The sequence below is a fragment of the Novosphingobium decolorationis genome (genome assembly GCF_018417475.1).
GTDB lineage: Bacteria > Pseudomonadota > Alphaproteobacteria > Sphingomonadales > Sphingomonadaceae > Novosphingobium > Novosphingobium decolorationis.
On sequence record NZ_CP054856.1, the window covers coordinates 1,848,249 to 1,860,032 of the forward strand.

Here is an 11,784-nt window from a genome sequence, read left to right on the forward strand (position 1 = left end):
TTGTGCGAGGCCTGCCCGGCAGGAATGATTCATGCCGGGTAGAGTTTCACCAATGATACAACGCGGACCCCAGGACATCCAATTCGCCATTACCCGCCGTCGCACTCCGGACATTCCGGAAGGGACGATCGGGATCCTGCTCTTCTGCGGATTGACGATGGTGGTCGAGACGGTGACGGTGCTGAGGCCGCTCTACAACGCCGTGCCCTTGGTCCTGGTCATGGAATGCTGGCTCAAGGGTCGGCTCGACCTCAAGCCATGGCTGGGTCCAGCCCTGCTTATGTGGCTGTTCTGGTGCGTCTCGGCGGTTCTGCGGCTGGGCAAGTTCGACAGCGAGTTCGTCTTCACGGCCGTCTCGTTGCTGGTGCTGGCACAAGGGTTCAAGGTCAACCCCAGACACATTCGCCTTCTGTTGGGATGCCAGGTCGCCGCGGCAATCATCCTGGGCCTGTCGCGCGGGGGAATAAGCCTCGACGTCACCAATCAGTTCCAGGCGGAATCGGCACAGTCTTCCTCGGAATCCTCGATCGGCCTCGCCTCCGCCTTGATCGTCCTTCTTGCCTACATCCGGCGTATGCCCGTGCTGGGGGTGATCGCCCTTCTCATCACCCTGCTGTTCGGCAAGCGGATCGCGCTGATCGGGATTGTCGCGGGCGTAGGGCTCGACTTGTTCGCGACTCTGGCCTTGGGGCATTTGCGCCGTGGCTTCGGGACGATTGCGACGGCGGCCCTGGGCGTCGGAATGGCGACGCTCGGCGTCAACGCGGCGAGCTTCTACCGCTGGCTGTCGGTCCTCCTGAGCGAAGAATTTTCCTTCAACATCAGCCCTAACGCGCTGTCTTCCGGTCGCTACAATGGTATCAACGCCTTCGAACAGTTCATGGCGATACACCAGTCGCTGATCACGAGCATCATCGGCCACGGCACAGGCTTCACCACGTCGGTCCTGTCGATGTCGCTCAGTCTGAAGCAATCCCAGACCTACAAGCTGCTGCACGATGACTGGCTGCGCATCATGACCGACTACGGTCTGATCGGCCTTGCCGCCATCATCGGCGGCTTCTGCCTCCTTGCCTGGCATCGACGCCTTGGCCTGCCGATGGCCGTCTATACGATTGTCGTGATGGCCTCGGACAATGTGCTGACCTACGCGTTCTACTGGATCACGTTCGCGATCTGCCTGAACTATTCGCCGAACGCCTCCGCGCAACGCAAGCCCGTCCACAAGCCCGGCGGCGCTATCCAACGCCCATGGCCAACCCAGCCCATACGTACCGCCGCAAATCCGGGAGCGCCGCGCAATGGCTAGTGGAACCGCCCAGAACCCACCGCGTCCCGGCCAGCAGGCCTCGGCGCGCCGCGGGCTCTTCCAGGACTGGTCCAGCAATCCCGGCGGCATCAGGATACGGCTGCTGCTGGTATTCTTTCGCTTGGTCAATCCCCTCAGCCGTGGCCCCCGGTGGTTCAAGTTGGCGGGCGCGCCGCTGATCCTCGCGTACAAGTTCTACACGCAGTGGATCGTGGGCATCGAATTGCACTGGAAGTGCACGCTGGGACCTGGCGCCTCGATCTACCATGGTTACGGCCTGGTCGTGCACAGCGACACGCGCCTCGGCGCGCGCGTCAAGTTGCGCAACGGCGTGACCATCGGGATGAAATACACGCAAGGCAAACCACAGGTCCCCGTCATCGGCGATGACGTCGACATCGGAGCAAACGCCGTGATCATCGGTGGCGTGAGGATAGGCGACGGCGCCACGATCGGAGCCGGGGCCGTCGTCATCCGCGACGTCCCCGCCCATACGGTAGCCGTCGGCAATCCGGCACGCCTGCTTCCCTAACTACCAATCGAACAAAGCCGAAGGAAACGCCTGAATGCAGATCCCCGAAAACGCCTGGGTAATGGTCACCGGAGGCCGCGGGTTCATTGGTACGCACCTCGTCCGCCTGCTGCTCGAGAAGGGGCTCAGGGTCGTTTCCGTCGACACCGTCGAGCCGAGTTCCAGCCCCCCGGAAGGCCTGACCGATGTGCAATGTGACTTGCGGGACCGCGCACGGATGGAGGCAGTCTTCGCTGCCCACCCCTTCGCATGTGTCTACGACCTCGCCTCTTTCACCGAAGTCGATCTCGACCGTGCCGCCTATCGCCGCAACGTCGAAGCTACCGAAGCCATGGTCAGCTATCTCGCACCGCGCCCGCAGATCAAGTACATCTTCTTCTCGACGCAGTTCGTGCACAGGGTCGCCGAGACGCTACCGGCCAGCGACACCGACTATCATCCGGTCGAAGCCTATGGCGAGTCAAAGGTGCTGTCCGAAAAGACGATCTACGCGGGCCTTCCCAAGGAGCAGTTCCTGATCCTGCGGCCTTCGTACATCTGGGGGCCCGGCCTGCACCGCTTCCGCGATGGTCTGCTCAAGAACTTGCGCAAGGGTCGTATGCTCGTCTCGAACTCGCGCGCCCTCAAGCGCAGCTATGGCTACGTCGAAACGGTCGCGTGCCAAGCTTATTGCTTCTCTCAACTCGACTTCGCCGCGCTGCCCCACAAGGTCTATTATGTGACGGACCCCCCCATCGCGCTTTCCGAATTCTGCGATTACCTTACGTCCGCGATGGGTGAAGGGCGCTACCACAAGGTGCCCAGCCGCTTGATCCGCCTGCTTGGCGTGGCCGGCAACGCCATGAAGAAACTCGGCCTTCCCGCTCCGATCAATGGAACACAGGCGCGTGAAACGACGACGGCGTTCCCTGTTCCCACCAGTCGCACCACCGACCTTGTCCCCTGCCGTACCGACTACGCAAGTGCGGCCAAGAAGACGGCAGCTTGGGCGGGAGAGACACGGTGAGCCCCACCACGAACGCGCCCGGCGCGGACGAGGCGTCGACAGGAGCTCGCTTACGGGTGCTTGCCGCCGGCATGCTGCCCCCTCCGCTCGGAGGGCAGGCGATGATGTTCGAGACTGCGGTCCAGAGCCTCGATGGCTATGCCGAGGTGACCACGATCGACCTGCAGGTACAGGACAACATCGGCGAATCCGGACTTCTGTCGACGCGCAAACTGCTCAAGTTCGCGAACATCATCAGCGCGATCGTGCGCAAGGCCGTCTTCGGAAAATCGTTCGATGTCCTCTATTACTGCCCTGCCGGCCCCAGCAAGATCGGCATCATCAAGGACATCATCTGCCTGGCCATGCTGCGCCCGCGTTGCCGGCGCACGATCTACCATTTTCACGCGACAGGCGGGATGAAATACCTCCTCGGCCTGAATGACTCCATCGTCAAACTGGCGAAGAAAACGATCTGGCGACCCGATGTTGCCATCCGCTGCGCCGAAGTCGAACCCAACGACGCCGAGATCTGCGAAGCGCGCGAAACACGCATCGTGCGCAACGGCATTCCCGATCCCGCCAAGCTCTTCCCTGAAGGCTGCGAATGGACACAGCCTGAGAAGCTCTCGCTGACCTTCATCGGCGCTATGACGGAGGAGAAGGGCATCTTCGACGTGGTCGAGATCGCCCACCATCTCCACCAGCTGGGCCTCGATTTCGAGGTGCGGATGATCGGTGAAGGAACCGAAGACGAAATCGCCAAGTTCGACGCGCTCGTGGCGCACCATGGCTTGGAGGGGTATATCGATAGGCTCGGCATCAAGCGCGGACGTGAAAAATTCGGGATCTTGCGTTCGTCGACCTTCCTCGTTTTCCCCACCTTCTTCCGTGCCGAGACGCAACCGCTCGTCGTAATCGAGGCGCTCGCGATGGGGGTTCCGGCGATGGTATCGGACTGGCGTGGGCTGCGCAGCATCGTCACGGACGGCGAGACGGGTTTCGTCTATCCGCCGCATGACACCAAGGCGATGGCCGATCGGATCGCCCTGGCCCACGCCTCGGGCGAACTGCCCGCCATGTCCTGCGCGGCACGCAAGGCGTTCATCGAACGGTTCGATCTGTCGGTGTTCGAAAATGCCATGCGCACGATCCTCACCCAATCCCGCTGAGAACGGCCTCGAACAAGGGCGCAGGCCCCGGCGTCGAGGTCCTTCCAAGAAGGTATGCAGGCCCAAGCGCGTTTCGGCGCTCGACACGGCCGCCAGCTCTTGTCCTGCAACCTCGCCCTTGCGAAAGCGATGGGGCCACGTTTCACGAAGCCAGCGGCTCCCCAGAGCGTTTTCCAGCCGTCGTGAATCACTTGCCGGTTCAGAAAACGCGGTGAAACAGGAAGCTATAGCGGTCGATCTGGCGCGGTCGGATCGAGAACCGCTTGTCTTATGACATCGCCGTCCGTTTGGGCCATGCTGGATTGCCCGGACCGGGGTGGCCACCCCGGTCCGGGCGGAAGGGGACGGATCGCGAAACCGCCGGTCGTTAAGGGACCGGGTTAGAGTAGGATCGCCCCTTTCTTTTCCATCAGGCCCGAACGGATACCGGGGTTTTGGACCCGGATGACAAGCATGGGACAGCGGAAAAGATGAGCGACAATCTACCACAGACGATCGGCATCGACATCTCCAAAGCGAGCCTCGATTGCCATGCCTACCCCGTCGGCGCCGAGCGCCAGTTTGCCAATACCGCCAAGGGGCACAAGGCGCTGATCGCCTGGCTGCGACAATGGCCGATCGAACGGATCGCCTACGAGGCAACCGGCACCTATCATCGCGCACTGGAGGCGGCGCTGACCAACTGGCCCTGTGTGAAGCTCAACCCTGAACGGGCCCGGCGCTTCGCCCAGGCGACTGGCACGCTGGCCAAGACTGATCGCATTGACGCCATCCTGCTGGCTCGTATGGCCGCAACCTTGCAGCCAGTGGTCAGACCCGCTCGAAGCCCACAGCAGACCCAAATGGCGGAACTCATCAATGCCCGAGATGGCCTGGTTCGTGATCGCACCGCGCTCAAAAATCGTGAGAAAAATCTCACCATCGCCTTTCTCAAGCGCCAGTGTCGCCAGCGGCTCGAACAGATTGATCGACATATCGCGGCCCTCGATGCTGAGATCTCCAACCTGATCGCCGCCGATGCCGTACTCGCTCGTCGACACCAGATACTGACCAGCATCGCGGGTGTGGGAACGCTGACCGCCAACCAGCTCATCGCCACCATGCCCGAACTCGGCAGCCTTGAGAACAAGCAGGCCGCGTCCCTTGCCGGCCTTGCACCGATTGCGCGGCAATCCGGACAATGGAAAGGCAAAAGCTTCATCCGCGGCGGACGTGCTAACGTGAGGCAGGCCCTCTATATGCCGGCCCTCGTCGCCGCCCGATACAACCCTGACCTCAAGGCAAAGTACCAACAACTCGTCACCGCAGGAAAGCCCGCCAAAATCGCCATCACCGCCGTCATGCGAAAGCTCGTCGTGACCGCAAACGCTCTGCTCAAAGCCGATAGATGCTGGGCGCAATCTCAGACTTGATCATCACGGATACTCTAGCCACCGCTGGCTCGGCATCTCGCTAGCTCAGCTGCAGGTACATTGCAGCTGTTTCACCACGGCCAACCATTACGGTCAGAAGCTGTTCGCTGCAGGACACAGCGGGCACTTCGAAGGCAATCGCCCCCGCCGTTGCGTAGTCGCGCGCGATAAGCCCACGCTCACCGTCTTGGGCAATGCATTCCACGCGAACGAAGACCCGGCTCGCGGCGCTGCCTTGCGCGGAAACCGTCACGCTATGGGCACCCGGTGCCAGGCGTACGAGCCGCATCGCCGCAGTTCGGTTTTCAGGATCGCTGTTGCTGACCGTCATCACCGCGGGCTTGCCATCACTGTTGAACGTGCGTGAGAAAGCGGCAAACTCGGGATATATCCACTCGAACGGGCCTCGCTCGTACCCCTCATCCGGTTCGTCGAAGCCGAAATCCGACGCACTCAGCGCCTTGGGGTTGCGACAGGGACCACTCCAAGCGAGTGCCGCGGCATCCGGCTGCCCCCCGAACGCCATGTTCCGCGCAAGCGCGGCAAGTTCATTGCACTTGAACTCTGCACGCTGCACGATTGCCGCATGCACTGTGTTCGCGGCGCTCTCGAGCGAAAGATTTTCGCCAGCCCAGCGCAGGAAATCGCTTTGCCATCTGGGCTTGTGGGCAAGTCTGGCCCCAAATGCCTCCTGAACGGCACCCACTCCGAGCGCTGCCTTCGAGACCTCGGTAATATTCGGCGCATCCAGGTTCGCGCTCCACAGCGCCGTGAGGCGGTCGGCGGCGACCTGCCAGTCCTGTGTCTGAAGCGCGGCATTGATCACCAGCTCCTGCGTCAACGTGTCGCGCCATCCCCGTTGCGCCGCGAGTGCGAATGCCGCATCCGCCTGTTTCGGCTTGCCCGTCTCGAACGCAAGCAAGCCATACAGCGACAAATTCTCGGCGGGCACCGGACGCCGCGCAAGCAGGCGTTCGCTTTCGGCATAGGCCAGCGCCTTGTCGCTGCCCGCGTCCTGATCGCGTGCAGTGACCTCGAGGGCCGTGCTGCGCGCAAACTTTGGGACGTACCTGGCGAGAGAGGCATCCCTTGCAGATTGCAGATCCAGCTGGACCGCCGCCCCCGGAATCGCGAGCATGATCGCCGTACCGATCCCGATCAACTTCCACTTCATCGCGCCAGGCTGCCGCTTGCTGTCAGGCATGCTCTTCGCCGCTGGGTTCCCCGTACGAATAGTAGTTGTAACCGTAGTGAGCATAATCCCCGGTTCGGGCATCGAACTTCGTCAGGGCAATGCCCAGGACATAGGCCTTGACCAGCTTGAGACGACGCAAAGCCGAGGCGGAGGCGGCGCGACGGAAATTCTCCGCCCCCACCACGAACAGCGTCGCTTCGACATGCTGTGCAACCAACGGCGTGTCCGACAAGCCCAGAAGCGGCGGACAGTCGAACACGACCAGATCGAAGCGGTTCGTCACCTCGCGCACGAATTCGGCGAAGCGCTCGCTGCCCAATTGCAACGAAGGGTCAAGCGGCTGCGGCAAGGCCGTCATCATCGACAAGTTGGGCACTTCCGAAAGATGCAACACCTCGTCAATGGTACTATTGCCGACAAGAACGTCGGTCAAACCAGCCTTGTTCCTTGCATTGATGCGCGCATGGACGGTCGGGCGCCGCAAGTCGGCATCGATCAGCAGGACAGACTTGCCGAGCCGCGCGACATCCTGCGCGATCGCCAGTGCCGTGGTCGACTTGCCTTCGCCTTCCGAGGCGCTCGTGATCACCAGGCTCTTGGGCAAACCGTTGATGGTCGAAAAGCGCAAGTTGGTGACGAGCGAATGGTAGGCTTCGCTCAGCACCGAACGACTGTCGCCCAGCTTGTTCTGGATACCTGCCGGGTCCTCGAGCGGGATGAGGCCGATGAGCGGGAGACCCAGCTTTTCTTCCAGTTCTTCCGGCCGACGGATCGTCCCGTCGAAATATTCGCGGGCAAAGATGTAGGCCACGGCCAGAGCGATGCCGGCGAACAACGCGATCGCCAGGTTCAGCGCAAGGTGCGGCGAGTCCGGCTCACGAGGGACCTCGGCGAGGTCGACGATCGTCAGGTTGCTGGTGGTGGCACCGGCACTTGCGGTCAGCTGATTATAACGGTCGAGCAATGAGTCATACAACGCACGGTTGGTTTCGGCCACGCGCTTGAGAACGTTGTAAGAGACGCCACGGCTTTGCTCCTTGAGCGCATCCGTGCGCAGTTGTTCGACCGCGCCGTCCAGCGTCGATTCCTTGCCCTTGGCAGCTTCGTAGTCGAGACGGATTGACTGCTTGATGTTGTTGCCCACGGAATTGATCCGGCGATCAAGCTCCGCGATCTGCCCCTGCAGGGCCTTGACCTTGGGATAATCCTCGCGGTGCGTCACGCGCTCTTCGGCAAGGCTCGCCTCCAGAGCGGCCTTTTCCTGCACGAGATTCTGGATGGCGGGGTTCTTGATGACGTCGGGAACCGAAAGGATCGGCTGACCCGAGACGGAGTTCCAACGCTCTTCCGCCGCGACCCGGTCCGCCTTGGCCGAGCTGGCTTCCGCATTGACCTGGATCAGCGCCTCGTTGGTGATCGAAATCGCAGTCTCGGCGCCGTTTGCGTCCTTGCCGTCGATGCGCAGCAGGCCCGCCACATTCGCGAACTGATTCAAATCGCGTTCCGACTGTTCGACCTTCGAGCGCGCATCCTGCAACTGGCTGGCCAGGAAATCCCGCGCGTATGAGGAGCTTTCGAATTTACGCTTCAGGTTCGCGTCGATAAAATTGGTCGCGTAGAGATTGGCGATCTTGGCAGCCAAATCCGCGTCCGAGCTCTTCATCCGAATCTGCACGATGCGGCTGTCGGCCGGAAGGAAGACTTCCAGATTTTCCAGCAGAAGCCTGATTCCGGCATCGTGCCGCAAGCTCTTGAGGGAATCGCCCTTTTCGACGTCGCTCGGTTCGGGCATTTTACCGCCCATCGCGACGTAGAAACGCTCGTTGTCGATGAACTTTCCGTTTTCGAGGACACGTTCAGCAAGCGATTGGCTCTGCAACATGTCGGTCTGCGTCTTGAGAAAACGATCCGCATCCTGAATCGCCGTACTCTGCGATTGCAGGTCCGTACCCTCGATGATCTGTTCGGCTTCCTGCTCGACCAGGACCTGGGACACCGCGAGATACCGCGGAACCATAAGCAGCGTCACCACGACGCCAAGCAGGACCGTCCCGATGATGATGCCCACGCCCCAGGCCAGATTGCGGCGAATAGCCGCAATAATCTTGCTGACGTTAATATTGAAGAGCTTCTCTTCTCCCGCAAATGGTGCGCTACCATCGCCGAAGTTTTCGAATTGATTGTCTTGCAAAGTAAGCCCCGCAAATTTGGCAGACGATTTAACGTACAGCGACACACCGAAACGCAGAATTCATATTTCGCCGCGATGCAGCATAAAGCTAAATTCCAAGCTCACCCAATTGGACGTAGCGACGGTACCCGCTGAGGAATAGCGGATTGTCGTGGCGTGTCCACTTCCTTGAGAAGCACGCCTTGCAATTCCGCACGTTCCATCACGACTGGGCGCGCGCGCATCAACAACAAAAGAGCCAACCCGGAGACACATAGGATTGTTTGGCAGCGCAGTGGATAGTCGACCAACGACTGCATCGCGACGCCAAGCAACGCGGCCCCGCCCGCCGCACAAAGCCCACCGCCCCGCATGCGGATCACGCGCAAGGTTTGCACTGCAACAAAAGCCAACCACGCCAGCACCAAAACACCTCCGAGCAACCCGGATTCCAGGACCGCCTCGATGTAATCGTTATGCGCACGCCGCGCTCGCCCCGTCGTCACGCGCTCCAGCGTCTCGTCAACCTGAAACACGTCGTCGAACGTCCCGATGCCACTGCCCACCGGCCAGAAGCGCGCGACCGAGTAGCGGGCGTCGGCCCAGATCTGGACGCGTTCATTCTGAGTCAGGTTTTCGAACCGCTCAAGACTGCTCTGAAAACGGGCGCTGCCAGCCACCGCCACGACGACGACGATTGCGCAAACGGCCGCCGCGACACTAGCCATGATCGCGAACTTCGGCTTGCCCGAAGGCTTGGACTTGCGACGCCAGCCTGCCAACCGCCCACGCGCCTGCCGATATCCGGCGATCATCAGAACCGGAGGCAGAACGAGCATGCCCGAACGCGAACGCGTCAAGACAACCGCCACGGCGAAGACGACAACGAGGCAACCCCGCACAAAAGCGTTCGTCCGCCAATCCCGGCGGCCGATCGGCAGGGCGATGAGGAATGCGATGACCATGTCGAAGAAGATCGCGGTGGCGTTGTGGTTCGCGAACGTGGCGTAGAGGTCGTAACGCTCGATGTTTCCGGGATGAAGCAACCCGAACTGGTTTCCCGACGCCAGCTGCACGGCACCGAGCAAAAGGCAGGTCAGACCACAACCCACGACCGTCCAGACGAGACGCTCCAGGTCGGCAAATCCCAAATCGTGCCCCGCGACGAGTATCGCGAGGACCGGCAGCAAGGACAGGAACGCAATGAAGCTTCGATTGGAATTGACCGAGAGCGGGAAGGCCGTGCCCGGCTTGCCAAGCACCTCGAACGACTGGCTGACAAGATCGCGTCCGGGAAGCATGTGCCAGATTGCCGGCGGAAGCGGGACGAGCTGCAGAAGCGGGAGAAGGAGAGCCGCGAGGACGAGAACTTTCAGAACCAGCGGCCCGGTCGAGAAGAAACAAATCAGTCGCTCGACATTGAGAGCCAGGACACCGAGCGCAGCAAGTTGCACCAGGCCATTCGCTAGTGCCGAACCTGAGCCGCCCCCTCCGGCAAGTATCCCGACGATGAGCAACGCCTGAATTTGAACGAGCGGACTTTCGAGTCCCTTGAGCTGAATCCAGCCCTTCGCACGAGGGCTTTTTCGCGATTCGTTTCGCAAGGCATTCTCACAAGATCTCGCCTGACATTCAAATGCCAGACAACAAGAACAAAAGCCCGGCTATCACGTCATGATAGCCGGGCCCTTTATACATAAAGACGAGGAAGGCCTTAGCCTCCGTTCGACTTGTCATCGTCTGCGAGAACGACCACGCCACCAACGACGACGGCAGCCGCAAGCACCCCGATAAGCACGCCCGAGGCCGCGTTGTGCGACTTGGAGACCTGCGACGATGCGCGCTTGCCGAGCGAAGCGCTCGCCAAGGCACTGCTCGCCACCGACGAAGAGGCGGCGGTGTTAGCCTGGGCGATGACGGGGGTCATCAACATCCCAGCAGCTGCAACCGACGATAGTATTTGATGAAACTTCATTTACAATCTCCTGTTTCGCTGCATTATGGTCAAACCAATTCCAGCTATTTAGAGAATACCGCAGCGCACAATGCAAAGCAACCTCAAAAGGGCCCGATTCCCTAGGCTTCAACGGCTGACCCTACTCGTTGCACTGCTCGCCTCATACAGCGTAGATTTTCCTGCAAGGGCCGCCCCTGCCCCTTGGCCGATCGCAGTTCGCGAGGAGCTTCAACGCGTTGCGGACGTGGAATTCCGGTTGCGGGAAGCGGCGACTCCGCTTTGCAGGCGCACCAACTCCGCCACGGGCCTGGTTATCGACTATCTTGAGGCCTACGACCCCGGAGCCCGCGCAGAGGTCGCCGCAGCAACAGGCATGGGAGACTTGCCGCAGATAGCGGGCGTGGTTCCCGGCTCACCGGCCGAAAAAGCCGGCGTCAAGGCTGGCGACACTCTCGTTCGCCTCAATGGCACGCCGTTGAAACAGCTGATCGCCGAAAGTGCCGACCGCCGCCTTTTCGCAGAAGAGCTGCTCGACCGGATTGCCCAACTCCCCGCATCCGAGATGATCACCTTGGACCTGCGACGCGGCGACAGCTCGATCACCGCGACATTGTCCCCGAGCCAATCGTGCGCGACCCGCTTCGTGCTGAGCGATTCCGGCGGCCTGGCCCACACCGATGGCACGAACGTCGCAATCGAAGCTGACCTCCTGCGCCACGCCGCCAACGACGACGAACTGGCACTCGTTGCGGCGCATGAGCTGGCGCACATCGTGGCCGGCGACGGCAAGGCCAGCGGACTGAACGATCGTCGCCGAATGGAGGACAGGGCCGACATTCTTGGCGCCGACCTTGCCCGCTGCGCCGGTTACGATGCAGTCCGGGCGCTGGATTTCTGGAAACGCTACAACGACAAGGACTGGCTTCGCTGGCTGCGCTCACCGAGCCATCGCAACGTGCCCGAACGCATCCGGCGCATGCACGATCACCTCGTCGCCACTCCCTCGGCATGCCCGCCCGCCATTCCGGACAAGGCAACCACCTGAAGCGCCA

General features: G+C 61.3%; 10 protein-coding genes. 6 read left to right on the forward strand and 4 right to left on the reverse strand.

The genetic code is table 11. The features are described 5' to 3' along the window. The first annotated feature begins 157 nt into the window (after positions 1-157). From HT578_RS08440 to HT578_RS08460, 5 genes are all read left to right on the forward strand, one after another. Positions 158-1,309 (forward strand): hypothetical protein, encoded by a 1,152-nt coding sequence (locus HT578_RS08440; RefSeq protein WP_213503641.1) that lies wholly within the window; start codon positions 158-160, stop codon positions 1,307-1,309. Next, a complete protein-coding gene (locus tag HT578_RS22400) occupies positions 1,302-1,841 on the forward strand; it encodes a serine acetyltransferase (protein ID WP_277884194.1) in 540 nt (179 codons plus the stop codon). The genes HT578_RS08440 and HT578_RS22400 overlap by 8 nt, the downstream gene beginning before the upstream one ends. A 34-nt stretch (positions 1,842-1,875) precedes the next feature. Then, a complete protein-coding gene (locus HT578_RS08450; protein ID WP_213503642.1) occupies positions 1,876-2,847 on the forward strand; it encodes an NAD-dependent epimerase/dehydratase family protein in 972 nt (323 codons plus the stop codon). After that, a complete protein-coding gene (locus tag HT578_RS08455; RefSeq protein ID WP_213503643.1) occupies positions 2,844-3,998 on the forward strand; it encodes a glycosyltransferase family 4 protein in 1,155 nt (384 codons plus the stop codon). Before HT578_RS08450 ends, HT578_RS08455 begins: the two co-directional genes overlap by 4 nt. 470 nt (positions 3,999-4,468) lie before the next feature. Beyond that, positions 4,469-5,410: an IS110 family transposase gene (locus HT578_RS08460; protein WP_039396878.1), complete on the forward strand. Its 942-nt coding sequence runs from the start codon at positions 4,469-4,471 to the stop codon at positions 5,408-5,410. A 40-nt stretch (positions 5,411-5,450) separates the two neighbouring features. Here HT578_RS08460 and HT578_RS08465 read toward each other — a convergent pair whose 3' ends face one another. The 4 genes from HT578_RS08465 to HT578_RS08480 all read right to left on the reverse strand — a co-directional run bounded on the left by HT578_RS08465 (position 5,451) and on the right by HT578_RS08480 (position 10,750). Further along, entirely contained in the window at positions 5,451-6,614 is a 1,164-nt protein-coding gene (locus HT578_RS08465) for a hypothetical protein (protein WP_213503644.1), read from the reverse strand. Next, on the reverse strand, positions 6,607-8,841 hold the full coding sequence (locus HT578_RS08470) for a GumC family protein (RefSeq protein ID WP_213503645.1): 2,235 nt from the start codon (positions 8,839-8,841) through the stop codon (positions 6,607-6,609). Before HT578_RS08470 ends, HT578_RS08465 begins: the two co-directional genes overlap by 8 nt. 56 nt (positions 8,842-8,897) lie before the next feature. Further along, positions 8,898-10,379 (reverse strand): O-antigen ligase family protein, encoded by a 1,482-nt coding sequence (locus HT578_RS08475; protein WP_213503646.1) that lies wholly within the window; start codon positions 10,377-10,379, stop codon positions 8,898-8,900. A gap of 110 nt (positions 10,380-10,489) precedes the next feature. Then, complete coding sequence (locus HT578_RS08480) at positions 10,490-10,750, reverse strand: hypothetical protein (protein WP_213503647.1); 261 nt, start codon at positions 10,748-10,750, stop codon at positions 10,490-10,492. 226 nt (positions 10,751-10,976) lie between these two features. Between HT578_RS08480 and HT578_RS08485 the strand changes: the two genes are divergently transcribed. Further along, the gene (locus HT578_RS08485) at positions 10,977-11,777 is read left to right on the forward strand and encodes a M48 family metallopeptidase (RefSeq protein WP_213503648.1); all 801 of its coding nucleotides are present in this window, start codon (positions 10,977-10,979) and stop codon (positions 11,775-11,777) included. Positions 11,778-11,784: the final 7 nt, after the last annotated feature.